Annotated in this window: 21 protein-coding genes; 13 read left to right on the top strand and 8 right to left on the bottom strand. The window is 72.3% G+C overall.

The window, feature by feature from the left end; genetic code table 11:
• The 4 genes from OIE12_RS08060 to OIE12_RS08045 form a co-directional block, all read right to left on the bottom strand.
• Complete coding sequence (locus OIE12_RS08060) at positions 1–951, bottom strand: carbohydrate kinase family protein (RefSeq protein ID WP_329133205.1); 951 nt, start codon at positions 949–951, stop codon at positions 1–3.
• Positions 948–1,853, bottom strand: coding sequence for a pseudouridine-5'-phosphate glycosidase (locus OIE12_RS08055; RefSeq protein WP_329133203.1), 906 nt, complete (start codon positions 1,851–1,853; stop codon positions 948–950). Before OIE12_RS08055 ends, OIE12_RS08060 begins: the two co-directional genes overlap by 4 nt.
• Before the next feature lie 103 nt (positions 1,854–1,956).
• Positions 1,957–2,520 (bottom strand): methylated-DNA--[protein]-cysteine S-methyltransferase, encoded by a 564-nt coding sequence (locus OIE12_RS08050; RefSeq protein ID WP_329133200.1) that lies wholly within the window; start codon positions 2,518–2,520, stop codon positions 1,957–1,959.
• A gap of 59 nt (positions 2,521–2,579) precedes the next feature.
• On the bottom strand, positions 2,580–3,452 hold the full coding sequence (locus OIE12_RS08045) for a glycerophosphodiester phosphodiesterase (protein WP_329133198.1): 873 nt from the start codon (positions 3,450–3,452) through the stop codon (positions 2,580–2,582).
• 229 nt (positions 3,453–3,681) lie between these two features.
• Here OIE12_RS08045 and OIE12_RS08040 point away from each other — a divergent pair, with 229 nt between their 5' ends.
• The 7 genes from OIE12_RS08040 to aroQ all read left to right on the top strand — a co-directional run bounded on the left by OIE12_RS08040 (position 3,682) and on the right by aroQ (position 12,696).
• Positions 3,682–4,563 (top strand): MHYT domain-containing protein, encoded by an 882-nt coding sequence (locus tag OIE12_RS08040; RefSeq protein WP_329133197.1) that lies wholly within the window; start codon positions 3,682–3,684, stop codon positions 4,561–4,563.
• 40 nt (positions 4,564–4,603) lie between these two features.
• Complete coding sequence (gene uvrB, locus OIE12_RS08035; RefSeq protein ID WP_329133196.1) at positions 4,604–6,748, top strand: excinuclease ABC subunit UvrB; 2,145 nt, start codon at positions 4,604–4,606, stop codon at positions 6,746–6,748.
• 256 nt (positions 6,749–7,004) lie between these two features.
• Entirely contained in the window at positions 7,005–7,583 is a 579-nt protein-coding gene (locus OIE12_RS08030) for a TerD family protein (protein ID WP_329133194.1), read from the top strand.
• 53 nt (positions 7,584–7,636) lie between these two features.
• On the top strand, positions 7,637–9,580 hold the full coding sequence (locus OIE12_RS08025; RefSeq protein ID WP_329133191.1) for a TerD family protein: 1,944 nt from the start codon (positions 7,637–7,639) through the stop codon (positions 9,578–9,580).
• Positions 9,581–9,896: 316 nt separating this feature from the next.
• A complete protein-coding gene (locus OIE12_RS08020) occupies positions 9,897–10,898 on the top strand; it encodes a TerC/Alx family metal homeostasis membrane protein (protein ID WP_329133189.1) in 1,002 nt (333 codons plus the stop codon).
• A 112-nt stretch (positions 10,899–11,010) separates the two neighbouring features.
• On the top strand, positions 11,011–12,111 hold the full coding sequence (locus OIE12_RS08015) for a calcium:proton antiporter (protein WP_329133187.1): 1,101 nt from the start codon (positions 11,011–11,013) through the stop codon (positions 12,109–12,111).
• A gap of 111 nt (positions 12,112–12,222) precedes the next feature.
• On the top strand, positions 12,223–12,696 hold the full coding sequence (aroQ, locus tag OIE12_RS08010; RefSeq protein ID WP_030380624.1) for a type II 3-dehydroquinate dehydratase: 474 nt from the start codon (positions 12,223–12,225) through the stop codon (positions 12,694–12,696).
• 22 nt (positions 12,697–12,718) lie between these two features.
• On the opposite strand, the gene OIE12_RS08005 is transcribed toward aroQ, so the two are convergent.
• Together OIE12_RS08005 and OIE12_RS08000 are read right to left on the bottom strand one after the other, a co-directional pair.
• A complete protein-coding gene (locus tag OIE12_RS08005; RefSeq protein ID WP_329133184.1) occupies positions 12,719–13,375 on the bottom strand; it encodes an MBL fold metallo-hydrolase in 657 nt (218 codons plus the stop codon).
• A gap of 30 nt (positions 13,376–13,405) precedes the next feature.
• A complete protein-coding gene (locus tag OIE12_RS08000) occupies positions 13,406–14,092 on the bottom strand; it encodes a maleylpyruvate isomerase family mycothiol-dependent enzyme (protein ID WP_329133182.1) in 687 nt (228 codons plus the stop codon).
• A 222-nt stretch (positions 14,093–14,314) separates the two neighbouring features.
• Here OIE12_RS08000 and uvrA point away from each other — a divergent pair, with 222 nt between their 5' ends.
• Positions 14,315–17,251 carry an excinuclease ABC subunit UvrA gene (gene uvrA / locus OIE12_RS07995; RefSeq protein WP_329133180.1) on the top strand — a complete coding sequence of 979 codons (2,937 nt, stop codon included), beginning with the start codon at positions 14,315–14,317 and terminating at the stop codon, positions 17,249–17,251.
• A gap of 122 nt (positions 17,252–17,373) precedes the next feature.
• On the opposite strand, the gene OIE12_RS07990 is transcribed toward uvrA, so the two are convergent.
• Entirely contained in the window at positions 17,374–18,297 is a 924-nt protein-coding gene (locus OIE12_RS07990; protein WP_329133178.1) for a carbohydrate kinase family protein, read from the bottom strand.
• A gap of 275 nt (positions 18,298–18,572) precedes the next feature.
• On the opposite strand from OIE12_RS07990, the gene OIE12_RS07985 reads away from it, so the two are divergent.
• Positions 18,573–19,013, top strand: a complete 441-nt coding sequence (locus OIE12_RS07985; RefSeq protein WP_329133176.1) for a Rieske (2Fe-2S) protein — start codon at positions 18,573–18,575, stop codon at positions 19,011–19,013.
• 24 nt (positions 19,014–19,037) lie between these two features.
• Here the strand turns inward: OIE12_RS07985 and OIE12_RS07980 are convergent, their stop codons facing one another.
• Complete coding sequence (locus tag OIE12_RS07980) at positions 19,038–19,979, bottom strand: hypothetical protein (RefSeq protein WP_329133174.1); 942 nt, start codon at positions 19,977–19,979, stop codon at positions 19,038–19,040.
• A gap of 253 nt (positions 19,980–20,232) precedes the next feature.
• Between OIE12_RS07980 and uvrC the strand changes: the two genes are divergently transcribed.
• The 4 genes from uvrC to whiA are packed head-to-tail and all read left to right on the top strand — an operon-like array spanning position 20,233 to position 25,458.
• The gene (uvrC, locus tag OIE12_RS07975) at positions 20,233–22,281 is read left to right on the top strand and encodes an excinuclease ABC subunit UvrC (RefSeq protein WP_329133173.1); all 2,049 of its coding nucleotides are present in this window, start codon (positions 20,233–20,235) and stop codon (positions 22,279–22,281) included.
• Positions 22,278–23,390: an RNase adapter RapZ gene (rapZ, locus tag OIE12_RS07970; protein ID WP_329133171.1), complete on the top strand. Its 1,113-nt coding sequence runs from the start codon at positions 22,278–22,280 to the stop codon at positions 23,388–23,390. Before uvrC ends, rapZ begins: the two co-directional genes overlap by 4 nt.
• On the top strand, positions 23,387–24,478 hold the full coding sequence (locus OIE12_RS07965; protein ID WP_329133168.1) for a gluconeogenesis factor YvcK family protein: 1,092 nt from the start codon (positions 23,387–23,389) through the stop codon (positions 24,476–24,478). Before rapZ ends, OIE12_RS07965 begins: the two co-directional genes overlap by 4 nt.
• Positions 24,469–25,458 carry a DNA-binding protein WhiA gene (whiA, locus tag OIE12_RS07960; protein ID WP_329133166.1) on the top strand — a complete coding sequence of 330 codons (990 nt, stop codon included), beginning with the start codon at positions 24,469–24,471 and terminating at the stop codon, positions 25,456–25,458. Before OIE12_RS07965 ends, whiA begins: the two co-directional genes overlap by 10 nt.
• The last annotated feature ends 230 nt before the right edge of the window (positions 25,459–25,688 follow it).

The raw sequence follows: 25,688 nt of genomic DNA, 5'->3' as shown, positions 1-25,688 counted from the left end.
TCAACCCGCGCGGGCGCTGCCCGGTGGCCGCCCGCCCACCTCGCCCACGGCCAGCGCGCCGGCCCGGCAGCCCTCCCGCGCCGCCGCCACCGGATCCGCGCCCGCGCCCGCGCCGGACAGCAGGGCGGCGAGGAACGCCCCGGTGAAGGCGTCCCCTGCCCCCGTGGTGTCCCGTAGGGCCGCGGGCAGCGCCGGAACCCGGCCCCGTACGGCTCCGGACACGGCCACCAGGGCACCGCGCGCCCCCTGCGTGGCCACGACCAGGGGCACCCGGCGGCTCAGCGCGGCCGCGGCCTCCTCCGGCTCGGACAGCCCGGTCAGCAGACACGCCTCGTCCCGGCTGGGCAGGAGGACGTCGACGCCCTCGGCCAGCGTCAGGAAGCGCTCCGTCCCCAGCACGCTGAGGAAACCGGCCGACGCGGGATCGAGGCTGACGGGCACTGCCCGCGCGCGTGCCGCCGCGACGGCGACCGACACCAGTGCCCTGCCCGTGGCGGAGAACAGCAGATAACCCGACAGATGCAGCCGCGCCACACCGTCGAGCAGCGCCGGTGACCAGTCGCCGGGCCCCAGTCGCAGTGAGGCCCCGCTGTCCGTGAGGAACGTGCGTTCCCCCGAGGCGTCCGTGTCCACCAGACAGATCACGGTTCCCGTCGGCGCGTCCGGGTCGACCACGAGCCGCGCACGCACCCCGCACGCCGTCAGCTCGCGCTCGTGCCAGGCGGCCGACTCGGCCCCGACCCTGCCCAGCAGCCGCACGTCCTCCAGGCCCCAGTGGGCGGCCCAGCACGCCACGTTGGCGCCCGCCCCGCCCGGCACGGTCCGGATCGCGGCGGCCGTGTCGGTACCCGGCACCGGCAGCCCCCGGTGCCGGGCCACGACGTCCGTCACCACGTCACCGACCACGAGCAGCGCCCCGCCCGTGCCTCCGGGCCCAGCGGGACCGGTCACGCGCCGGCCCAGACCGCCGCGATCCGCGCCGCGAGCCGTACGTTGCCCCGTACCGCCGCCAGGTTGGCGGCGAGCGAGGCGCCGTCGGTGTGCCGCACCAGGTGGTCCAGGAGGAACGGGGTGACCGCCTGCCCCGTCACGCCCCGCTCCTCGCACGCCCGCAGCGCGTCGGCCAGCACGCGCGCGTGCAGCGCGGGATCGAGTTGCTCCTCCTCGGGGAGCGGATTGGCCACGATCAGCGCCGACGCGGGTCCGCGCAGCGAGGTCTGCGCCCGCATCACCGCCGCGACCTGCTCCGGGGTGTCCAGCCGCCAGTCGACGGGATGGCCCGAGTCGGACAGGTAGAAGCCGGGGAACCGGTCCGTGCCGTACCCGGCCACGGAGACCCCCAGCGTCTCCAGCCGCTGGAGGGTCGCGGGGACGTCCAGGATCGACTTCACGCCCGCGCACACCACGGTGATCCTGGTGCGCGCGAGCAGTCCCAGGTCCGCGGACTCGTCCTGGGTCACCGTCCACTCCCGGTGCACCCCGCCCAGGCCCCCGGTCGCGAACACCCGTACGCCCGCGAGCGAGGCGAGGAGGGCCGTCGCGGACACCGTCGTCGCGCCGCTCGCCCCGGTGGCCACCGCGAGCGGCAGGTCACGGTGGCCCAGCTTGCGGATCCCGTCCTCCTGGGCGATCCGTTCCAGCTGGTCCTTGTCGAGCCCCACATGCGGCTGCCCGTCGAGCACGGCGATCGTGGCCGGGGTCGCCCCGCCCTCGCGCACCAGCTCCTCCAGCTCGTGCGCGACCCGCAGGTTGCGCGGGCGCGGCAGCCCGTGGGCGATGATCGTGGATTCCAGCGCGACCACCGGCCGGCCCGCGACGAGCGCTTCCCGCACCTCTTCGGACACCACTAACACGCATTGCCTCCCGTCTTCGGCTCCTGCCTCATCTCTGGCGGGTGCCGCACCCCGCCAAACGTGCGGAGCCGAGGCGGGCCGGACGAGCGGTTGCCGAGGCGGGTCAGAAGAGCGGTTCCGGAAGCACCCCCTCCAGTGCCAGCAGCCTGCGCTTGGTCTCCAGACCGCCCCCGAAGCCGCCGATGCCGCCGTCGCTCTCCACCACCCGGTGGCAGGGCACCACCACCGGCAGCGGATTGGCGCCCATCGCCAGCCCCACGGCCTGCGCCGCCCCCGGCTGGCCCACCCGCCGGGCCAGATCGCCGTACCCCACCACCGAGCCGTAGGGCACCCCGGAGGCCAGCTCGCGCAGCACCTGGCGGTGGAAGCCGGAGATCAGCGACCAGTCCAGCGGCAGCGCGAACTCCCGCCGCCGGCCCGCGAAGTACCCCTCCACCTGGGATATCGCCTCGGACAGCAGCGGGGAGGCGGCATCGTGCAGCGGCTCGCCGCCCAGCCGGGCCGTGAGCCGCTCCAGCGCCTTGCCGCGCACCGGGTCCGTGGCGTGGAAGACGACGTTCACCAGGCCGTCCCGCGTCGCGGCCAGCAGCAGCGGACCGATGTCCGTGGGGAGCACCGTCCAGACGGCCCGCCGTACGGCGCTGCCCGCACCGTTCTCACCGTTCATGGGCCCACGGTACGGCGCACCACTGACAACGCCCCGGCACGGGAGGACCGCCGGGCGGCTCAGTCCTCCTCCACCGCCCGCCGCACCACGTCCGGCACATTGGTGATGATGCCGTCGACGTCGTACCCGGCGACGCGGCGAGCCACCTCGGCGCTGTTCACCGTCCACGCCATCACCCGCAGCGGACGGCCGTGCGGGCCCTCGACCGCGTGGGCGGCGGACACGTACCCGGCCGACAGCGTGGGATGGGCGCCGTTGACGCCGTCGGTGAACTCGGCGTACCGGGGCAGGTCGGCGACGCGCGGGGTGCCCAGGTAGGCGGTCCGCACCGTCGGCCGCAGTTCGTGCACGGTCCGTACGGTGTCCGCGTCGAAGCTCTGCACCACCAGCCGCCGCCGGACGTGGTCGGCGTCGAGCCAGCCCCGGTCGGCGAGGGTGTTCAGGGTCTGCCGGGCGAGGCCGGGGTACAGCTCCGGGTTCTTGATCTCCAGGACCAGCTTCTCGTGGCGCAGCGTGACCCGGTCCAGGTACTGGCGCAGCGTGGGCACCCGGGTGCCGGCGTACTCGCGGCCGAACCAGCTGCCCGCGTCCAGCCGGGCGATCTCCCGTTCGGTGAAGTCGCCGACCTTCCACGGCGCCCGGTCGGGATACACCTGCTCGACGTCGGTCGTACGCGCCAGTGTGTCGTCGTGCAGGACGACGAGCCGGCCGTCCCTGGTGCGCTGGACGTCGTTCTCCACCCAGTCGAAGCCCATGTCGGCGGCCTTGTCGACGGCGGGCAGGGTGTTCTCCGGCGCGTATCCGGAGGCGCCCCGGTGGGCCACGATCACGGGGGCGTCGTGCACCGTGGCCCCCGCGTGGGACGGGGGCAGTATGGCGATGCTCGTCCCCAGGAGCGCGGTGGTCGTGGCGGCGGCTACGCGCGCGTGCATGCGTACTCCTCGCGTCGGCGAACACGAACAGCACAAGACTGACAGCACAGCGTCACTGGGCAAGTCGCAGAGCGGGCGTCGATTACCAGGAGTTGTCCAACTGTGGTCACACAGGATGCACAAGTGGGGGCGGCCCGTGATTGTTTGCCGGAAAATCGTTCGACCATTCAGGTCCGGGTCATACTCTCTGCCTGGCAAAAACGCAGTACGTCGGAAAGGGCAGCCGCGCATGCAGGGCACCGTCGACGGCTTCAGCTACGGGATCGTCACCCCACTGGTGGCGTTCTTCATGGCCTTCCTGGGCGCGGCGCTGGGGCTGCGCTGCACCACCAGATCGATGCTCGTCGCCCAGTCCTGGCGGGCCGGCTGGCTCGCCCTGGGCTCGGCCGCCATCGGCTCCGGCATCTGGACGATGCACTTCATCGCCATGATGGGGTTCACCGTCGCGGAGACGCCCGTGCACTACGACCAGGCGATCACCTTCGCCAGCCTCGGGGTGGGCGTCCTCATGGTCGGCATCGGCGTGTTCATCGTCGGCTACCGCGGTGCCACGGGGGTGCCGCTGTTCACCGGCGGCACCATCACGGGTCTGGGCATCGCCACGATGCACTACCTGGGCATGGCCGGCATGCGGCTCAACGGGACGCTGCAGTACAACACCCTCACCGTCGCCGCGTCCGTGATCATCGCCATGGCCGCCGCGACCGCCGCGCTCTGGGCGGCCGGACAGGTCCGCGGCTTCCTGTGGAGCGTCGGCGCCAGCCTCGTCATGGGGCTCGCCGTCAGCGGCATGCACTACACCGGCATGGCCGCCCTCAGCGTCCATCTGCACGGCGGGTCGGGCAGCCCGGCCGGCGACTCCCCGGCCTCCCTCCTCGCGCCTCTGATGATCGGCCCGCTGGTCTTCCTCTGCCTGGCCGGCGTCGTCGTCATGTTCGACCCGCTGATCATCGCGGGCGGATCCGGCCGGCCCCCGGTGGAACAGCGCCGCCCCGGCGTCCCCGCCCACCCCCCGGCCGTCGACGCCGTCGACGCCGGACTGCGCCGCACCCTCGCCCGCCCCGGGCAGCGCACGGTGCCACGGGACCACCGGACCCCGCAGAACCGCTGACCGGACCCCGTTGTCAGTGGCGGGTCGTACGGTGGATGACATGCGGCCCGTTTCCACGATCGAACGTACGGTGGCGCCTTTCGAGGTCGTCAGCCCCTATCGGCCCAGCGGCGACCAGCCCACGGCCATCGCCGAGCTGGAGCAGCGCATCCGCGCGGGTGAGAAGGACGTCGTCCTGCTGGGCGCGACCGGCACCGGCAAGTCCGCCACCACCGCGTGGATGATCGAGAAGCTGCAACGCCCCACCCTGGTGATGGCACCCAACAAGACCCTCGCGGCCCAGCTCGCCAACGAGTTCCGCGAACTGCTGCCCAACAACGCGGTCGAGTACTTCGTCTCGTACTACGACTACTACCAGCCCGAGGCCTACGTCCCCCAGTCGGACACCTACATCGAGAAGGACTCCTCGATCAACGAGGAGGTGGAGCGGCTGCGCCACTCCGCCACCAACTCCCTGCTCACCCGCCGTGACGTCATCGTGGTCGCCTCCGTCTCCTGCATCTACGGCCTGGGCACCCCGCAGGAGTACGTGGACCGCATGGTCCCGCTCCGGGTCGGCGACGAGATCGACCGCGACCAGCTGCTGCGCCGCTTCGTCGACATCCAGTACACGCGCAACGACCTGGCCTTCGCCCGCGGCACCTTCCGGGTCCGCGGCGACACCATCGAGATCTTCCCGGTCTACGAGGAGCTGGCCGTCCGGATCGAGATGTTCGGCGACGAGATCGAGGCGCTGTCCACCCTCCACCCGCTCACCGGCGAGATCATCAGCGACGACCAGCAGCTCTACGTCTTCCCCGCCTCCCACTACATCGCCGGCCCCGAGCGCATGGAGCGGGCGGTCAACGGCATCGAGAAGGAGCTGGAGGAGCGTCTGGCCGCCCTGGACCAGCAGGGCAAGCTCCTGGAGTCCCAGCGCCTGCGCATGCGGACGACGTACGACATCGAGATGCTCCGCCAGATCGGCACCTGCTCCGGCGTGGAGAACTACTCGATGCACTTCGACGACCGCGCGCCGGGCACCGCGCCGAACACCCTCCTCGACTACTTCCCCGAGGACTTCCTTCTCGTCATCGACGAGTCGCACGTGACCGTGCCGCAGATCGGCGCCATGTACGAGGGTGACGCCTCCCGCAAGCGCACCCTCGTCGACCACGGCTTCCGGCTGCCCTCCGCCCTGGACAACCGCCCGCTGAAGTGGGAGGAGTTCCAGCAGCGCATCGGCCAGACCGTCTACCTGTCGGCGACACCGGGCGCCTACGAGCTCTCCCGTGCCGACGGTCACGTCGAACAGATCATCCGCCCCACCGGTCTCGTCGACCCCGAGGTCGTCGTCAAGCCCACCGAGGGCCAGATCGACGACCTGGTGCACGAGATCCGCACCCGCACGGAGAAGGACGAGCGGGTCCTGGTCACCACGCTGACCAAGAAAATGGCCGAGGACCTCACCGACTACTTCGTGGAACTCGGCATCCAGGTGCGCTACCTGCACAGCGACGTCGACACTCTGCGCCGCGTCGAACTGCTGCGCGAGCTGCGCGCCGGTGAGTACGACGTCCTGGTCGGCATCAACCTCCTGCGGGAGGGCCTCGACCTGCCCGAGGTCTCCCTGGTGGCGATCCTCGACGCCGACAAGGAGGGCTTCCTGCGCTCCGGGACGTCCCTGATCCAGACGATCGGCCGTGCCGCGCGCAATGTCTCCGGCCAGGTCCACATGTACGCCGACAAGATCACCCCGGCGATGGAACGGGCGATCGACGAGACCAACCGCCGCCGCGAGAAGCAGATCGCCTACAACACCGCGCACGGCATCGACCCCCAGCCGCTGCGCAAGAAGATCAACGACATCGTGGCGCAGATCGCCCGCGAGGACGTCGACACCGAGCAGCTGCTCGGCACGGGCTACCGCAAAGGGAAGGACGCCAAGGCGCCGGTGCCCGCGCTGGCCAACCACCAGGTCGGGAACGCCCCGGCCGCGAAGGGCAAGGCGGCCAGGGGCAAGGCCGCCGCGACGGTCCCCACCGACCGGCCGGCCGCCGAACTGGCGGAGCAGATCGAGGACATGACCCAGCGGATGCGAGCGGCCGCGGCCGACCTGCAGTTCGAGATCGCCGCCCGGCTGCGTGACGAGGTCTCGGAGATGAAGAAGGAACTGCGGCAGATGAAGGAGGCCGGCCTGGCCTGAGGCCATGAGGCCGCGGGGCCACGAAGGCATGACGGCTCGTGGGCCCGAGGAGACGGGGCGGACGGGGAGGGAGCCGGAGCGGGCCGGGCCGTGCGGGGCGGCCGGGCCGACCCGCCCGGCGGGTGTGCACGCACTGTGTTGCAAGACCGACACAAAGCCTCCGCCGGGACTCGGCACTGTCGGTGCCGCTGCGTAAAGTGCTGGTCATCCGTGGACTTCCACGGCAACAGGGGACATTGCGAGAGGGGAACAGCGCGTGACCGTCAACATGACCAAGGGTCAGGCCATCAGTCTGCAGAAGAGCGACGGAGCCACGCTGACCGCGGTGCGCATGGGGCTCGGCTGGCAGGCGGCACCCCGGCGCGGACTGTTCGGCACGCGCACCCGCGAGATCGACCTCGACGCCTCCGCGGTGCTCTTCGCGGACAAGCAGCCGGTCGACGTGGTCTTCTTCCGCCACCTCGTCAGCGACGACGGCTCCGTCCGGCACACCGGTGACAACCTCGTCGGCGGCGCGGGGCAGGGCGGCGACGACGAGGCGGTCCTGGTCGACCTGCAGCGCGTGCCGGTCCACATCGACCAGATCGTCTTCACCGTCAACTCCTTCACGGGCCAGACGTTCCAGGAGGTGCAGAACGCCTTCTGCCGTCTGGTCGACGAGACCAACGGGCAGGAACTCGCCCGCTACACGCTCGCGGGCGGCGGGGCCTACACGGCGCAGATCATGGCCAAGGTGCACCGTTCCGGCGCCGGCTGGACGATGACCGCCCTCGGCACCCCGGCCAACGGACGGACCTTCCAGGACCTGATGCCGGCGATCCTGCCGCACCTGTAGAGCCGCACCACGCACGACAGCACGACAGGACAGCGCACAGGGGGGCGAAGGCGATGACGGCCGAGCTGGTCCGGGGACAGAACCTTCCACTGCCCGGGACCCGTCTGGAGATCCGGATCTCGGCCGGCAAGCCGATCGTGGCGGGCGCGGCACTGGGCGACGGCCAGGGCGGCACGCCCGGGCCCGCCTGGGTGGCCCACCCGGGCACGCCCGCGCTGCCCGGCGTCGAGGTCTCCCGGCAGGTCGCGGCCGACCACCGGCTCGCCGTCGACCTGGCGGCGCTGCCCGAGGAGGCGCACCGGGTCACGGTGCTGCTCGCGCTGCCGCCGGGCACCGGCGGCCCGGCCCGGTTCGGCGCCCTCCCGGCACCCTTCGTGGCGGTCACCGCACCGGACGGCGCGGAGATCGCCGGTTATACGGTCACCGGACTGGACAGCGAGTCCGCGGTCGTCGCCCTGGAGCTGTACCGCAGACAGGGCGCCTGGAAGGTGCGCGCGGTCGGACAGGGCTACGCGGGCGGTCTCGCCGCGCTCTTCGCCGACCTCCTCGCCGGGCGGGACGCGGCCGAGGCGCGGCGGCTCGCGGACGAGGTGGCCGACGCCGTGGCGGAGGGAACGGCCCGCTCCGTGGCGCCGCCGCGCGTCCCCTCCGGCGGCTCCGCCGCCCAGGCAGCGCCCGGCGCCCACCAGAGCCGGCCCCTGCCCTCCCCGCCGTCCGCCGACGCCACCGACGGCGCCGGAACGGGCGAACCGTACGGCCTGCCGGACGCGGGCGGCGGCCCCGTCGACTACACGCACCCCGCCCGGCAGCGCACCGCACCCCCGCCGCCCCCGCCGGCCGCCCCCGCGGCCCCGCCCGGCGAGCCGGCGGTGCCGGTCGCGGGCGACGCGACCGGCTGGTCCCTGGAGGAGCGGCTCTACAACCAGGTGTGGGGCATGTTCGAAGACCTGGCACGGACGGCGGCCGCGTACCGCAGTGCCGTCGACTTCGCCGACCAGCGCCGGGAACGGGAGCTGGACGCGGCCCTCGCCGATCCCCGCGGCCGTCTCGGCGGCCAGGGCGACGCGGCCCGGGAGGCGGCCCGCGCACGGTACGCGGACCTCGTGGACCAGGCCAGGACGGTGCTCGACCGGGACCTCGCCCAACTCCGGGCCGAGTCCCGCGTCGTCGAACCCGCGCTGCCCCCGGCGTTCGCCCGCTGGGACAGCCCCGTCTGGCAGGGCTACCGGGTCCCGATGGAGACGCCGATGGCGCTGCGCCTGGGCGATCTCCATCTGCCCGAGTGCGAGGACGTCCGGATACCGATGCTGGTGCGGCTGCCGCTGGAGCGCGGCATATGGATCGACAGCGGGCGCGTTGCGTCCGCCGAGGGGACTCTCACCGACTCCGGCGAGGTGCGCCGGCTCGCCCTCGGCGCGGCGGTGGCCCACGCCGCACGGCTGCTCGCGGCCTATCCGGCGGGCGAGTTCGCCGTGCACGTCATCGACCCGGCGGGCTCCGGGACGGAGGCGTTCGCGCCCCTGGTCCGGTCCGGCGTGCTCGCCGCTCCGCCGGGTGCGGGACCGGCCGGGGTCGCGTCGGTGCTGGGAGCGCTCACCCAGCGGGTGGACCTGCTGCAGATGGCGTTCCGCGGCGGCGCGGCCGACGCGCTGCCCCCGGACGTCGACACGGCCGAGCAGCTGCTGATCGTCAACGACTTCCCGCACGGCTTCGACGACCGTGCCGTGACCCAGTTGCGCTATCTCGCGGACGAGGGACCGGCGGTGGGCGTCCATCTGATGCTGGTGGCCGACCGGGACGCCGCCGGGTACGGACCGCTCCTGGATCCGCTCTGGCGGGCCCTGCTGCGGCTCACCCCGGTCTCCGACGACCACCTCGCGGACCCGTGGGTCGGGCACGCCTGGACGTACGAGCCGCCGCAGATCCCGGCCGGCAGCCCGGTGCTCGGGCAGGTGCTGGAGCACGTGGCGAAGGCCCGCCGGGAGTGGAACCGCTGAGGTGGCGGGGCCGCCCCTTGGCCGTGGCTGCCCCGCTCGCCTCCGAGACGTTCACCAAGTGCGAGTAAAGGCGCTCTGAACTGGCTTTTTGATCTTTCCTTTGCCATTCACTTTACCTTTCCTTGGTGATTCGGGTACTCTCGTCCGTACGGAGGGGAGTACTCCCTATCTGCGCGACGTGCCCGTCAGTACGGACCGACATCGGATCCCGGGGCGTCGGCCCGAGTACCGGACGCACCCCGCGTCCCGGCGGCACGGGTGGAAGAGACCTCCGGTGACACGACCGAGACTGCCGTGACGTACTACCGGAGGCGCAGTGGATGTATCCGTGAACCTGTGGGTTCTGACCATCGTGGGGCTGGCCGCCCTGATCGCCGTCGACTTCTTCATCGGCCGCAAACCGCACGACGTGTCCGTCAAGGAAGCCGGGATCTGGACGGTCGTGTGGATCGCCCTGGCCGGGCTGTTCGGCCTCGGCCTGCTGGTCTTCGGCGGCGGCCGGCCGTCCGGGGAGTTCTTCGCCGGCTTCATCACCGAGAAGTCGCTCAGCGTCGACAACCTCTTCGTCTTCGTCCTGATCATGGCGAAGTTCTCGGTGCCCTCGAAGTACCAGCAGCGGGTGCTGCTGGTCGGCGTCCTCATAGCCCTGGTGCTGCGCGCGATCTTCATCGCCGCGGGCGCCGCCATCCTCGCCAGCTTCTCCTGGGTCTTCTACCTCTTCGGGGCCTTCCTCATCTGGACGGCCTGGAAGCTCATCCAGGAGGCGCGCGCCGACGAGGAGGACGAGGAGTTCGAGGAGAACAAGCTGCTCAAGGCCGCCGAGCGCAGGTTCGGTGTCGCCGACCGCTACCACGGCACCAAGCTGTGGATCCGGCAGAACGGCAAGCGGGTCATGACCCCGATGCTCGTCGTGATGCTGGCGATCGGCACCACGGACGTGCTGTTCGCGCTCGACTCGATCCCCGCGATCTTCGGCCTGACCCAGGACCCGTACATCGTGTTCACGGCCAACGCGTTCGCACTGATGGGGCTCCGGCAGCTGTACTTCCTCATCGGCGGACTGCTGAAGAAGCTGGTGCACCTCTCCTACGGTCTCTCCGTCATCCTGGGCTTCATCGGGGTGAAGCTGGTGCTGCACGCGCTGCACGAGTCCGGGGTGCACGTGCCCGAGATCTCCATACCGGTCTCGCTCGGCGTGATCTGCGTGGTCCTGATCGTCACCACGATCACCAGCCTCATGGCCTCGCGGAAGCAGGAGGCCGCCGGGGCGGCGAAGGCCGAGACGGAAGGCGCCGCCAAGAACAGCGTGGACGCGTGAGGGTGCCGGCAGCGGCCAGGCGTCCGGGCCGGCAGCCCGACCGGCAGCCGGGCCGGCAGCCGGCCCCGCGGCCGGACATGCGGGCTTATCCCGTCTCTGCGACGATCGCGTCATGATCGTTCGGTCCCGGGCGCTCGCCACGCGGTGGACGACCGTCGTGCCCCTGCTGGCGGTCGTCCTGCTGGCCCTCACCTGGGGGCGCGACCTGCCCGGCCCGGCCGTGGCGCTGGTGACCGTCGTGCTCGCCGGAGCGGTCCTGGCGGCGGTCCATCACGCCGAGGTGGTCGCGCACCGGGTGGGCGAGCCTTTCGGTTCCCTGGTGCTCGCCATCGCCGTCACGGTCATCGAGGTCGCCCTCATCGTCACCCTGATGGCGGACGGCGGCGACAAGAGCGCGACGCTCGCCCGCGACACGGTCTTCGCGGCGGTGATGATCACCTGCAACGGAGTGGTCGGCCTGAGCCTGCTCGTGGGCTCGCTGCGGCACGGCACGGCGGTCTTCAACCCGGAGGGCACCGGCGCCGCACTCGCCACCGTGGCGACGCTGGCCACGCTCAGCCTGGTGCTGCCGACCTTCACCACGAGCAAGCAGGGCCCCGAGTTCTCCACCCCCCAACTGGCCTTCGCCGCGGTCTCCTCCCTCGTCCTCTACAGCCTGTTCGTCGCCACCCAGACCGTGCGCCACCGGGACTACTTCCTCCCGATCACCCGGCAGGGAGAGGTGATCCGGGCCGAGGACCACGCCGGCAGGCCGTCCGCGCGGGAGGCCGGAATCAGCCTGGGGCTGCTCGGCGCCGCGCTGATCGGGGTGGTCGGGCTGGCCAAAGGGGTGTCGCCCACCCTGGAGTCCGGGGTGGCGGCGGCCGGACTGCCGCATGCCGTCGTCGGTGTGATCATCGCCCTGCTCGTGCTGCTGCCCGAAACCATCGCCGCGCTCCGCTCGGCCCGCCGCGACCGTGTGCAGACCAGCCTCAACCTGGCCCTCGGCTCGGCCATGGCCAGCATCGGCCTGACCATCCCCGCCGTGGCCGCCGCCTCCGTCTGGCTCCCCGGCCCCCTGGTCCTGGGCCTGGCCCCGCTGCACATGGTGCTGCTCCTGCTCACGGTCGTGGTGAGCTCCCTGACCGTGGTCCCGGGCCGTGCCACCCCCCTCCAGGGCGGCGTCCACCTGGTCCTCTTCGCCGCCTACCTGGAACTGGCGGTCAACCCCTGAGCCCGGACGCGGGGAGGGCCCACGGGCCGTCGCGGCGCCGGTGCACCGTGATAGACCGGGGGACAGCAGCGGTCCGGACGGGCCGGTGGAGTCGTTCGGACCGGAGGTAGCGTGTCGCGCACTCTTGCCAGCGCCCCGATCATGATTCTCAACGGGCCCAATCTCAATCTGCTGGGGCAGCGGCAGCCGGAGATCTACGGGCGGGACACGCTCGCCGACATCGAGGCGCTGTGCGTCAAGGCCGCGGCCGCGCACGGGGGGACGGTCGACTTCCGGCAGTCCAACCACGAGGGCGAGCTGGTGGACTGGATCCACGAGGCGCGGCTGCACCACGCCGGGATCGTGATCAACCCCGCGGCCTACTCGCACACGTCGGTGGCGATCCTCGACGCCCTGAACACCTGCGACGGACTGCCGGTGGTGGAGGTGCACATCTCCAACATCCACAAGCGCGAGGAGTTCCGGCACCACTCGTACGTCTCGCTGCGCGCCGACGGGGTCATCGCCGGGTGCGGGGTGCAGGGGTACGCGTTCGGGGTGGAGCGGGTCGCGACGCTCGCGGCGGACGGCCGCGCGGCCACCTGAGCCGTACCGGCGGGCGTCGGGGCTACCAGCCCCGCGCGCGCCACTCCGGCAGGTGGGGGCGCTCCGCGCCCAGCGTGGTGTCGTCGCCGTGGCCGGGGTAGACCCACGTCTCGTCCGGGAGCACGTCGAAGATCCTGGTCTCGACGTCGTGGATCAGGCTGGCGAACGCCTTCGCGTCCTTGAAGGTGTTGCCCACCCCGCCCGGGAAGAGGCAGTCCCCCGTGAAGACATGGGGATGCCCGTGCGGGTCGTCGTAGACGAGGGCGATCGAGCCCGGCGTGTGGCCGACCAGGTGGCGCGCGGTGAGCGTCACGTGCCCCACCCGGATCGTGTCGCCGTCGTCGACCGGCACGTCCGTGGGGACCGGGATGCCCTCGGCGTCGTCCCGGCCGGCGTAGGTGCGGGCGCCCGTGGCGGCCACGACCTCGGCGAGCGCCTGCCAGTGGTCGCCGTGCCGGTGGGTGGTGACGACGGACGCGATGCCGTCGTCACCGATCGTGCCGAGCAGCGTGTGGGCGTCGTTGGCGGCGTCGATCAGGAGCTGCTCGTCGGTGGCCCGGCAGCGCAGCAGATAGGCGTTGTTGTCCATGGGGCCGACCGCGATCTTGGTGATCATCAGGTTCTGCAGCTCGTGCACATCGGCCGGACCGCCGACCCTCACCGCTCCGCTGTACGTCATGGCCGTCAGCCTATAGCGGCGTTCCGGGGGTCACAGCGGGGGCAGGGCGGGCAGGGCGCCCCCCTGCACGGTCAGCGCGGCCCCGTCGCGGCGTCCGGCCAGCCAGCCGAGCAGATCCGCCTGGCGGCCCGCCACGGCGACCTCCGGGGCGTCCGCCGCCCGTCCCGTGCTCCACGCGCGCGTGCCGTTGGTCAGACGCGTGGCCGGGACGTCGGGGCGGCCGGTGAAACGGTCGGCGAGGAAGCCGGTCTCGCGCTCGGTGAACTCCCGCGGCAGGTCCTCCAGCTCGTGGCCGATCCCGAGGTCGACGTGGTGCAGCGCGACCTCGGCCCAGCGCCGGAACGGCACCCGGGCCGCCGCGTCGGTGACCCCGTTGCGCAGCTCCACCGTGCGCGACCAGTCCGCGGGGGCGTCCGCCGCGCGCGCGAAACGGTCCGCGCTCTCGCGCAGGTCGGCGAGCTGCTCCTCCAGCGGGCGCGGGGCGCCCTTCTCGATGTCGGCGTCGCGGGCCTCGGCCGAGACGTACATCGGACGCCCCTCGAGGACGTTGACGAGAGCGTCGGCGTTGCGGGCGAGGTGGGCGAGGACATGGCCGCGGGTCCAGCCCGGCAGCCGTGACGGTTGCGTCACAGCGGCGTTGTCCAGTGCGGCGGCCGCGCTGAGCAGCCGGTCGGTCGCGTCACGGAGAGAGGCCAGGTCGCGGGCGTGATCCATCATGCGGCCGACCCTAGCCCCGCCACTCCTTCGGGTGAAGACGGCTCACTCCGACCGGAAATCGAACGTGCTTGCTATAAGGTCGACTGCGGCGTCGGGCATGCTGGAGGGTCCGGGATTGTTACGGAGCACAGAATCCGACCGGCGTTGTCAGTGGCTCCCCCTAGTCTGAAAGTGACCGGGGCCCCGCCCCTGTCACTTCTCTCAAGAAAGGTGCGGACCGGCGTGGCCGACCGTCTCATCGTCCGTGGCGCGCGCGAGCACAACCTGAAGAACGTCTCGCTCGACCTGCCCCGGGACTCGCTCATCGTCTTCACGGGCCTGTCGGGTTCGGGCAAGTCCTCGCTGGCCTTCGACACCATCTTCGCCGAGGGGCAGCGCCGCTACGTCGAGTCGCTGTCCTCCTACGCGCGGCAGTTCCTCGGCCAGATGGACAAGCCGGACGTCGACTTCATCGAGGGCCTCTCCCCGGCGGTCTCCATCGACCAGAAGTCGACCTCCCGCAACCCGCGCTCCACGGTCGGCACCATCACCGAGGTCTACGACTACCTCCGGCTGCTCTTCGCGCGCATCGGCAAGCCGCACTGCCCCGAGTGCGGCCGCCCCATCTCCCGCCAGTCGCCGCAGGCGATCGTCGACCGGGTCCTGGAACTGCCCGAGGGCAGCCGCTTCCAGGTGCTCTCCCCGCTGGTGCGCGAGCGCAAGGGCGAGTTCGTCGACCTCTTCGCCGACCTGCAGACCAAGGGCTACTCCCGCGCGCGCGTGGACGGCGAGACGATCCAGCTCTCCAGCCCGCCCACGCTGAAGAAGCAGGAGAAGCACACCATCGAGGTGGTCGTCGACCGCCTCACCGTCAAGGACAGCGCCAAGCGCCGCCTCACCGACTCCGTCGAGACCGCCCTCGGCCTGTCGGGCGGCATGGTCGTGCTCGACTTCGTCGACCTCCCCGAGGACGACCCCGAGCGCGAGCGCATGTACTCCGAACACCTGTACTGCCCGTACGACGACCTGTCGTTCGAGGAGCTCGAGCCCCGCTCGTTCTCCTTCAACTCGCCTTTCGGCGCCTGCCCCGAGTGCACCGGCATCGGCACGCGCATGGAGGTCGATCCCGAGCTGATCGTCCCCGACCCGGACAAGTCCCTCGACGAGGGGGCCATCCACCCCTGGTCGCACGGACACACCAAGGACTACTTCGACCGCCAGATCCACGCCCTCGCGGACGCACTCGGCTTCCGTACGGACATCCCCTTCGCGGGTCTGCCGCAGCGCGCCCGCAAGGCCCTGCTGTACGGCCACAAGACCCAGATCGAGATCCGCTACCGCAACAGGTACGGCCGCGAGCGCGTCTACATGGCCTCGTTCGAGGGCGCGGTCAACTTCGTCAAGCGGCGGCACGGCGAGGCCGAGAGCGACGCCAGCCGCGAGCGCTTCGAGGGCTACATGCGCGAGGTGCCCTGCCCGAGCTGTGAGGGGACACGGCTGAAGCCGGTCGTCCTCGCGGTCACGGTCATGGGCCGGTCCATCGCCGAGGTCTCCGCCATGTCGATCAGCGACTGCGCCGACTTCCTCGGCGAGCTCACGCTGGAGGCCCGCGACAAGAAGATCGCCGAGCGCGTCCTCAAGGAGGTCAACGAACGGCTGCGCTTCCTGGTCGACGTGGGCCTGGACTACCTCTCGCTCAACCGTGCGGCCGGCACGCTCTCCGGCGGCGAGGCCCAGCGCATCCGGCTGGCCACCCAGATCGGCTCCGGACTCGTCGGCGTGCTCTACGTCCTGGACGAGCCGTCCATCGGCCTGCACCAGCGCGACAACCACCGGCTGATCGAGACCCTCGTCCGGCTGCGCGACATGGGCAACACGCTCATCGTCGTCGAGCACGACGAGGACACCATCAAGGTCGCCGACTGGATCGTCGACATCGGCCCCGGCGCCGGTGAGCACGGCGGCAAGGTCGTGCACAGCGGCTCCGTGAAGGAACTCCTCGCCAACGAGGAGTCGCAGACCGGGCAGTACCTCTCGGGCCGCAAGGCCATACCGGTGCCGGAGGTCCGCCGCCCGCGCGACACCTCACGGCAGCTCACGGTGCACGGCGCCCGGGAGAACAACCTCCAGGACATCGACGTCTCGTTCCCGCTCGGCGTCTTCACCGCCGTCACCGGGGTCTCGGGCTCCGGCAAGTCCACGCTGGTCAACGACATCCTGTACACCCACCTGGCGCGCGAGCTCAACGGTGCGCGCAACGTCCCCGGGCGGCACACGCGCGTGGACGGCGACGACCTCGTCGACAAGGTGGTGCACGTCGACCAGTCGCCCATCGGCCGCACCCCGCGCTCCAACCCGGCCACGTACACCGGCGTCTTCGACCATGTGCGCAAGCTGTTCGCTGAGACCACCGAGGCGAAGGTGCGCGGCTATCTGCCGGGCCGCTTCTCCTTCAACGTCAAGGGCGGCCGCTGCGAGAACTGCTCGGGCGACGGCACGATCAAGATCGAGATGAACTTCCTCCCGGACGTCTACGTCCCGTGCGAGGTCTGCCACGGTGCCCGGTACAACCGGGAGACCCTGGAGGTCCACTACAAGGGCAAGTCCATCGCCGACGTCCTGAACATGCCGATCGAGGAGGCCCGCCACTTCTTCGAGGCGGTCCCGGCGATCTCCCGCTACCTCAAGACGCTGACCGAGGTCGGCCTCGGCTACGTCCGGCTCGGCCAGGCCGCCACGACGCTGTCCGGCGGCGAGGCCCAGCGGGTCAAGCTCGCCAGCGAGCTGCAGCGCCGGTCCACCGGACGGACGGTGTACGTCCTGGACGAGCCGACCACCGGTCTGCACTTCGAGGACATCAGCAAGCTCCTCAAGGTGCTCGACGGACTCGTCGAGAAGGGCAACACGGTCATCGTCATCGAGCACAACCTCGACGTCATCAAGACCGCGGACTGGCTCGTCGACATGGGCCCCGAGGGCGGTGCGGGGGGCGGCCTCGTCGTCGCCGAGGGCACGCCGGAGCAGGTCGCGGGCGTGCCGGCGAGCCACACCGGCAAGTTCCTGCGGGAGATCCTCTCGGCGGAGCGGATCAGCGACGCGGCGCTGCCGGCGGCGAAGCCGCCGGTGAAGAAGGCGGCGAAGAAGACGGCCGCGCGCCGGAAGACGGCGGCGAAGGGTTAGCCCTTCGTTGCGCGTCTGCCGGGGCGCGGGAGAACTCGGTGCGTGGGCTCGTTCGCGTCCGCGCGGCGGAGCCGCAGATCGATACAGTCCCGCGCCCCTGATGGGGCGCGGGACGCCCGCTGTCACGCGCCGGTCAGCTCCGCCGACCACGGGGGTTCCGCGCCTGCGCGGGAGCAGGTGAGTGCCGCCGCGCGAGCCGCGAAGCCGAGCAGGTGCCGCCAGCCGTCCGGGCCCAGGTCCGCCACGGCGGCGGCGGACAGCGCCTCGCGGGCCGCGAGGCCGTGCAGCAGTGCCGCGTTGACCGTGTCACCCGCCCCGATCGTGTCCACCACGTCCACCTTCTCGCCCGGGGCCACGTACACGGCGTCCACGCCGCCGGCCTCGCGCACGAAGGCGGTCAGCCCGTCCCCGCCGTGGGTGACCACGACGGCGGCCGGACCGGCGTCCAGCCACTCGCGGGGCGTGCCGCCCAGCCACTCGGCGTCCTCGGCGGACAGCTTCAGCAGCGTCACCGACGGCAGCCAGCCGCGGAACCGGGCCCGGTAGGCGTCCGCGTTTGCGATGAGCCCCGCCCGGATGTTCGGGTCGAGTGCGGTGAACAGCCCGCGCCCGTGCGCCTCCCGCAGCAGCTCCTCGTACGCGCTCGCGCCCGGCTCCAGGACCAGCGAACAGGTGCCGAACGACACGGCCCGGGTGCCCTCGGGAAGCCGCTCCGGCACCGTGAACAGCCGGTCGGCGGTGCCCTCGACGTAGAACGAATAGGCCGCCGAGCCGCCGTCGTCGAGCGTGGCGACCGCCAGCGTGGTCGGCTCGGGCCCGCGCTGCACCGGCGAGACGTCCACCCCGGACTCGCGCAGCCGGTCGAGCAGCGCCTCGCCGAAGGGGTCCCGCGAGACGCGGGAGCAGAAGGCGGTGGGGGAGCCGAGGCGGCCGAGCGCCACGGCGGTGTTGTACGGTCCGCCGCCGCGCGCGGGCGTGAGCGCCGCGAGCGCCCCCGCGCCCCGCGGTACCAGATCAATCAGGGCCTCACCGGCGACGACGATCACGAAACGGGTCCCTTCTCGGGCCGGCTGGGGATACGGGGCGCGAAGCTATCCGATGCGGACGCCGCACGTAAACACCGGTACGGCGCCCCGGCCCTGCACGGTCACGGCGCCGGTCAAACGGGCTGTCGGCCGAACCGAAACGGGCGGTGACCGGCATGAAACGAACAGCCGTGGTCAGGGTCGGCCACTGCCGGCCGAGCGAGGCGGAATGATCCATACCGGTATGGTCGGGCTGTACGCGGACGACGTACGCCGACCGATGAGAGGAGCCCCCTGTGGAGACCGTCCCGACCGGCAGCCCGACCGCCCGGCGCCGCACCGTGCTGCGCGGAGCGGCGCTCGCCTCCGTGGCCGGGACCGGGCTCGCGGCCTGCTCCACCGACGGCGACGGCGGCAAGACGCCCGCCACCCCGACCGCGCCGGTCGACCTCGGCGCCGAAACCGAGGTCCCCAAGGGCGGCGCGAAGCTCTACCGGGACGCGAACGTAGTGGTCAGCCGGTCCGAGGACGGGGCCCTGAAGGCGTTCAGCACGATCTGCACGCACGCGGGGTGCGCCCTCAACAAGCTGTCCGGCACCACCCTCACCTGCCCCTGCCACGGCAGCGAGTTCGACGCCCGGACCGGCAAGGTGCTCCAGGCCCCGGCCACCGAGCCGCTGCACACCCTGTCCGTCGAGGCGAAGGACGGCAGGATCGTCGCGGGCCCGAAGGCCTGAGAGACACCGGGACAACGGGATTCCTCACTCCCAGTCCCACGCGATCCCCACGATCCCCGACCGCACCCGCTGCTCCACGAGATGCACCGACCGGTGCTCCCGGCTCAGCCGGAGCTCCTGGCGGGAACCGCGCGGCGCCGCCGTCGAGTGCTGGGCGAACCGGTGGCAGCGCACCGGCAGCGCCGTGTCGTCGAACCGCACCTGGAGCGCGTACTGCCCGCCCGCGCCGCGGAACCCCCGCACGTACTCGCGGCTCGGGCCCGCCGTGCCGTCCTCGAACCCGTAGCGGAACAGAAACGTGTCCCCGGCCCGCAGCCGCATGTCGAAGAGGAGTTCGGCCACCAGCATCCCCGTCTCGCCGTGCCGGCGCACGCGTCCGGTGCGGCAGTTCTCCAGCGCCCGCACCATGACGCGCTCCGGGACGCACCCCGGGTCGCCGTGGTGGACGGCGAGGAAGCGGTCCACCCCGTCCCGGTGGGCGCGCACGATGTGCTGCGACTCGCGGCCCAGCAGCTCACGGCGCGCGCCGATCCGCACGTACTCGTGGTGGCCGATGCTGTGCAGCCCGCCGTCAAGCGGCGCCTCCAGCTCGGCGAGCAGCCCCTCCAGGACCCCCGACGCCTCCATCAGCGAGCGGTAGGAGCGCCCGGCGGCGCGGCCCGGCTCCTCCTCGGCGGAGGCGAGCAGGCGGATCAGGGACTCGTCGGGGAGGTGGAGTATCTCCTCCAGCGCGCGCACGGCCCGCAGCGACTCGGGGCGCTGGGGGCGGCGGGCGCCCTGCTGCCAGTAGCTGAGACTCGTCACCCCGACCTTGACCCCGTAGCGCGACAGATGGTGCTGGACGCGCTGCAGCGGCAGCCCGCGCGCGGTGATCGCGGCGCGCAGGGCGACATGGAAGGGGCCGCGGCGCAGTGCCGTCTCCAACTCCGCGGCGGCGGGATCCGCGTGCTGTGTGCCATGCCGCATGCAGGGGCCTTTCTGTCGGGTGCGCGACGGCTGGTCGGACCGCGCGCGGGGACCGGGCAGGACGGGCGCGCGGGGCGCGGGGCGCCCCGAGGGGGAACGCCGTCTTCCGGGACCCGTGGGTTCCCCCGCATTGAAGCGTGTTGACCATGTAAGGACAACAAGATGGGGGAACCTGGCCGGGGCCCGCCCCACGGCCGGGGGCGGCCGGGCACACCACGGCCGCCTGTCAGTGGCCGCCAGTAGGGTGTGTGACATGGCCGATCCCTCCAGCTACCGCCCCAGGCCGGGCCAGATCCCGGACTCCCCGGGGGTGTACCGCTTCCGCGACGAGCACCGCCGGGTGATCTACGTCGGGAAGGCCAAAAGCCTGCGCCAGCGCCTGGCCAACTACTTCCAGGACCTGGCGGGCCTCCACCCGCGCACCCGCTCCATGGTCACCACCGCGGCGTCCGTGGAGTGGACGGTGGTGTCCACGGAGGTCGAGGCACTGCAGCTGGAGTACTCCTGGATCAAGGAGTACGACCCCCGGTTCAACGTCAAGTACCGCGACGACAAGAGCTACCCCTACCTCGCGGTGACGATGAACGAGGAGTTCCCGCGCGTGCAGGTGATGCGCGGTCACAAGAAGAAGGGCGTGCGCTACTTCGGCCCGTACGCGCACGCGTGGGCGATCCGTGACACCGTCGACCTGCTGCTGCGCGTCTTCCCCGTGCGCACCTGCTCCGCCGGGGTGTTCAAGAACGCCGCCCGCACCGGCCGCCCCTGTCTCCTCGGCTACATCGGCAAGTGCTCGGCGCCCTGCGTGGAGCGCATCTCCGCCGAGGACCACCGGGAACTGGCCGAGGAGTTCTCCGACTTCATGGCGGGGCGCACGGGCACCTACATCCGCCGTCTGGAGAAGCGGATGGCGCAGGCGGCCGAGGAGATGGAGTACGAGCGGGCCGCCCGGCTGCGAGACGACATCGAGGCCCTGAAGAAGGCCATGGAGAAGAACGCGGTCGTCCTCGCCGACGCGACCGACGCGGATCTGATCGCGGTCGCGGAGGACGAGCTGGAGGCCGCCGTACAGATCTTCCACGTCCGCGGCGGCCGGGTCCGCGGCCAGCGCGGCTGGGTCACCGACAAGGTGGAGGACGTCACCACCGGCGCCCTCGTCGAACACGCGTTGCAGCAGCTCTACGGCGAGGAGACGGGCGACTCGGTGCCCAAGGAGGTCCTCGTCCCCGCGCTGCCGGACCCCATAGAGCCCGTCCAGGACTGGCTCACCACCCGCCGGGGCTCCAACGTCTCGCTGCGCATCCCGCAGCGCGGCGACAAGAAGGCGCTGATGGAGACGGTGCGGCGCAACGCCCAGCAGGCGCTCGTGCTGCACAAGACCAAGCGCGCCTCCGACCTGACCACCCGCTCGCGCGCCCTGGAGGAGATCGCCGAGGCCCTCGGCCTGGACAGCGCCCCCTTGCGGATCGAGTGCTACGACATCTCGCACCTCCAGGGCGAGGACGTGGTGGCCTCCATGGTCGTCTTCGAGGACGGGCTGCAGCGCAAGGGCGAGTACCGCCGCTTCCAGATCCGCGGCTTCGAGGGCCAGGACGACGTCCGGTCGATGCACGAGGTGCTCACCCGCCGCTTCCGGCGCTACCTCTCCGACAAGGAGAAGACGGGGGAGTGGTCCGACGGCGAGGCCGCGCTCACCGAGGAGGACGGCCGGCCCAAGCGGTTCGCGTACCCGCCGCAGCTCGTCGTGGTCGACGGCGGGCAGCCCCAGGTCGCCGCGGCCCAGCGGGCGCTGGACGACCTCGGCATCGACGACATCGCCGTCTGCGGCCTGGCCAAGCGGCTGGAGGAGGTCTGGCTGCCCGGCGAGGACGACCCGGTGGTGCTGCCGCGCACCAGCGAGGGCCTGTATCTGCTCCAGCGGGTGCGCGACGAGGCCCACCGCTTCGCCCTCACCTACCAGCGCACCAAGCGCGCCAAGCGGCTGCGCTCCGGCCCGCTGGACGACGTGCCGGGCCTCGGCGAGACGCGCAAGCAGGCGCTGATCAAGCACTTCGGCTCGGTGAAGCGGCTGCGCGCCGCCACGCCGGACCAGATCCAGGAGGTCCCGGGCATCGGCCGCAAGACCGCCGAGACCATCGCCGTCGCCCTCGCCCGCTCGGCCCCGGCCGGGCCCGCCGTGAACACCGCGACGGGAGAGATCATTGAAGAGGAGGAACCCGCCGGCCCGCCCGCGGCGGCGGCGGATCCCTCTCAGGAGCCCGTGTCCGCGGGCACCTCGCAGGAACGACGGGGGCAGGAGACATGACCGAGCACGAAGCGGGCACGGAACCCGGCGGCACCGCACCGCCGGGACGCGTCCACAGCGAACCGCAGGACAATGCCCTCGGGCACGAAGCGCGCGACGCGCACAGCACGCGTGACGCGCAGGAAGCGCGCGACGCGCGCGACAGCGCCCCCACGCACCGCGCCCCAGGGCGCGGCACACGCCACGACAACGGAGCACAGGTGAGTACGGGCAGCGAAACGGCCGGGGCGCCCGGGGCGTCCGAGCCGGCCATCCCCGAGCTGGTGATCATCTCCGGCATGTCCGGAGCCGGCCGCTCCACCGCGGCCAAGTGTCTGGAGGACCTCGGCTGGTTCGTCGTCGACAACCTGCCGCCCGCGCTCATCCCCACCATGGTGGAGCTGGGCGCCCGCTCCCAGGGCAACGTGGCGCGCATCGCCGTCGTCGTCGACGTGCGCGGCCGCCGCTTCTTCGACAATCTGCGCGAATCCCTCGCCGACCTGGAGGCCCGGCACGTCACCCGGCGCATCGTCTTCCTGGAGTCCTCCGACGAGGCCCTGGTGCGCCGCTTCGAGTCGGTCCGCCGCCCGCACCCCCTCCAGGGCGACGGCCGCATCGTCGACGGCATCGCCGCCGAACGCGAACTGCTGCGCGAACTGCGCGGCGACGCCGACCTGGTGATCGACACCTCCAGCCTCAACGTGCACGAACTGCGCGCCAAGATGGACGCCCAGTTCGCCGGGGAGGAGGAGCCCGAGCTGCGGGCCACGGTCATGTCGTTCGGCTTCAAGTACGGCCTCCCCGTCGACGCCGACCTGGTCGTGGACATGCGGTTCCTGCCCAACCCGCACTGGGTCCCGGAGCTGCGCCCCTTCACCGGCCTCAACGAGGAGGTCGCCGCGTACGTCTTCAACCAGCCCGGCGCCAAGGAGTTCCTCGACCGCTACGCCGAGCTGCTCCGCCTGGTCGCCGCCGGCTACCGGCGCGAGGGCAAGCGCTATGTGACCATCGCGGTCGGCTGCACCGGGGGCAAGCACCGCTCGGTCGCCATGTCGGAGAAGCTCGCCGCCCGCCTCGCGGCCGAGGGCGTGGAGACGGTCGTCGTCCACCGGGACATGGGGCGCGAGTGACCGGACGTACTCCGCGGCTGAGCAGGCTGCGCCGGGTGGTGCCCGAGAGCCGCGGCGGCCGCCCGGCCGAGGGCCGCCCCGCCCGGCCAGTCGAGGCGCGCGGCGGCAAGCCGCGCCGCCGGGGCACCCAGCCCAAGGTGGTCGCCCTCGGCGGCGGCATGGGGCTGTCCGCCTCGCTCGCCGCGCTGCGCCGGATCACCGGCGACCTCACCGCCGTCGTCACCGTCGCCGACGACGGCGGCTCCAGCGGCCGGCTCCGCGACGAGCTGGGCGTCCTGCCGCCCGGCGATCTGCGCAAGGCGCTGGCCGCGCTGTGCGGGGACGACGACTGGGGCCAGACCTGGGCCCGGGTCATCCAGCACCGCTTCCAGTCCCAGGGCGACCTGCACGAACATGCGGTCGGCAATCTGCTGATCGTCGCCCTGTGGGAACAGCTCGGCGACCACGTCCAGGCCCTCGACCTGGTCGGCCGGCTGCTCGGCGCGCACGGCAGGGTGCTGCCCATGTCCGCCGTACCGCTGGAGCTCCAGGCCCTGGTCAGGGGCCACGACCCGGAGCGGCCCGACGACGTGGACACCGTCCGCGGCCAGGCCACCGTCGCGCTCACCCCCGGCGAGGTGCAGTCCGTGCACCTCGTGCCGAACGACCCGCCGGCCGTCCCCGAGGCGGTCGAGGCGGTGCTGGACGCCGACTGGGTGGTGCTCGGCCCCGGCTCCTGGTTCTCCTCCGTCATCCCGCACCTGCTGGTGCCCCAACTGCTGGACGCGCTGACCGCGACCAAGGCCCGCCGGGTCCTCTCGCTGAACCTCGTCCCGCAGCCCGGAGAAACCGAAGGCTTCTCCCCGCAGCGTCATTTGGAGGTTTTGGCACGACACGCCCCTAAACTCGCCCTGGACGTGGTGCTGGCCGACGAGGCCGCCGTGCCCGACCGCGAGGTGCTGAACGCTGCCGCCCAGCGGTTCGGTGCCGCGGTCGAGCTGGCGCCGGTGGCCCGGACCGACGGCACTCCGCGGCACGACCCGGAGCTGTTGGCCGCCGCGTACGACCGTATTTTTCGGATGCATGGAAGGATCGGCCCATGGCGATGACGGCAGCGGTGAAGGACGAGATCTCCCGGCTACCCGTCACCCGGACCTGCTGCAGAAAGGCGGAGGTCTCGGCGATCCTGCGATTCGCGGGCGGTCTGCACCTGGTCAGCGGCCGCATCGTGATCGAGGCGGAGCTGGACACCGCGATGGCGGCCCGCCGCCTCAAGCGGGACATCCTGGAGATCTTCGGCCACAGCTCCGAACTGATCGTGATGGCCCCCGGCGGGCTGCGCCGCGGCTCGCGCTACGTGGTCCGGGTGGTCGCCGGCGGCGACCAACTGGCCCGCCAGACCGGCCTGGTCGACGGCCGGGGCCGCCCGATCCGCGGTCTGCCGCCGCAGGTGGTCTCGGGGGCCACCTGCGACGCCGAGGCCGCCTGGCGCGGCGCCTTCCTCGCCCACGGCTCGCTCACCGAGCCCGGCCGCTCCTCCTCCCTGGAGGTCACCTGCCCGGGCCCGGAGGCCGCGCTCGCCCTGGTCGGCGCCGCCCGCCGGCTCGCCATCGCCGCCAAGGCCCGCGAGGTGCGCGGCGTCGACCGGGTCGTGGTCCGTGACGGCGACGCGATCGGCGCGCTGCTCACCCGGCTCGGCGCGCACGAGTCGGTGCTGGCCTGGGAGGAGCGCCGGATGCGGCGCGAGGTCCGCGCCACCGCCAACCGGCTCGCCAACTTCGACGACGCCAACCTGCGCCGCTCGGCCCGCGCGGCCGTCGCGGCCGGCGCCCGGGTGCAGCGCGCGCTGGAGATCCTCGCGGACGACGTCCCCGAGCACCTCGCCGCCGCCGGCCGGCTGCGCATGGAGCACAAGCAGGCCTCCCTGGAGGAGCTCGGCGCGCTCGCCGACCCGCCGCTGACCAAGGACGCGGTGGCCGGCCGGATCCGCCGGCTGCTCGCCATGGCCGACAAGCGCGCCTCCGACCTCGGCATCCCGGGCACGGAGTCCAATCTGACGGAGGAGATGGCGGACAACCTCGCGGGCTGACCGGCGGCCGGCCGCGGCGACCGCCCCGCCGTCAACCGCCGGTTGATCCGTCTCCCCCGGAAGCCCGCCCGGAAGCTCACCCGGAAGTCCGTCCGAACGCCCGCCCGAAGGCCCGCTCGAAAGGCTGAACTGTCGACGGTTCCGGGTGATCCGCCCCCCTACTGACCGGTACGCGCCGCCCCGCCGCATACGGGGCGTCTCAATGTCACCCGGGGGCCCCTGGGGAGGTA

The sequence above is a fragment of the Streptomyces sp. NBC_00670 genome, from assembly GCF_036226765.1.
Lineage (GTDB): Bacteria > Actinomycetota > Actinomycetes > Streptomycetales > Streptomycetaceae > Streptomyces.
Note: the sequence above shows the minus strand (reverse complement) of the source record. Positions and strands in the feature narration are given on the sequence as shown.

Bases quoted from the DNA above. Each gene is read 5' to 3' on its own strand.
- OIE12_RS08050 (WP_329133200.1), bottom strand. From the start codon at position 2,520: ATGAACGGTGAGAACGGTGCGGGCAGCGCCGTACGGCGGGCCGTCTGG.
- OIE12_RS08045 (WP_329133198.1), bottom strand. From the start codon at position 3,452: ATGCACGCGCGCGTAGCCGCCGCCACGACCACCGCGCTCCTGGGGACG.
- OIE12_RS08025 (WP_329133191.1), top strand. From the start codon at position 7,637: ATGACGGCCGAGCTGGTCCGGGGACAGAACCTTCCACTGCCCGGGACC.
- OIE12_RS08005 (WP_329133184.1), bottom strand. From the start codon at position 13,375: ATGACGTACAGCGGAGCGGTGAGGGTCGGCGGTCCGGCCGATGTGCAC.
- whiA (WP_329133166.1), top strand. From the start codon at position 24,469: ATGGCGATGACGGCAGCGGTGAAGGACGAGATCTCCCGGCTACCCGTC.
- OIE12_RS08015 (WP_329133187.1), top strand. From the start codon at position 11,011: ATGATCGTTCGGTCCCGGGCGCTCGCCACGCGGTGGACGACCGTCGTG.
- uvrB (WP_329133196.1), top strand. From the start codon at position 4,604: ATGCGGCCCGTTTCCACGATCGAACGTACGGTGGCGCCTTTCGAGGTC.
- uvrC (WP_329133173.1), top strand. From the start codon at position 20,233: ATGGCCGATCCCTCCAGCTACCGCCCCAGGCCGGGCCAGATCCCGGAC.
- OIE12_RS07980 (WP_329133174.1), bottom strand. From the start codon at position 19,979: ATGCGGCATGGCACACAGCACGCGGATCCCGCCGCCGCGGAGTTGGAG.
- rapZ (WP_329133171.1), top strand. From the start codon at position 22,278: ATGACCGAGCACGAAGCGGGCACGGAACCCGGCGGCACCGCACCGCCG.
- OIE12_RS08040 (WP_329133197.1), top strand. From the start codon at position 3,682: ATGCAGGGCACCGTCGACGGCTTCAGCTACGGGATCGTCACCCCACTG.
- OIE12_RS08000 (WP_329133182.1), bottom strand. From the start codon at position 14,092: ATGATGGATCACGCCCGCGACCTGGCCTCTCTCCGTGACGCGACCGAC.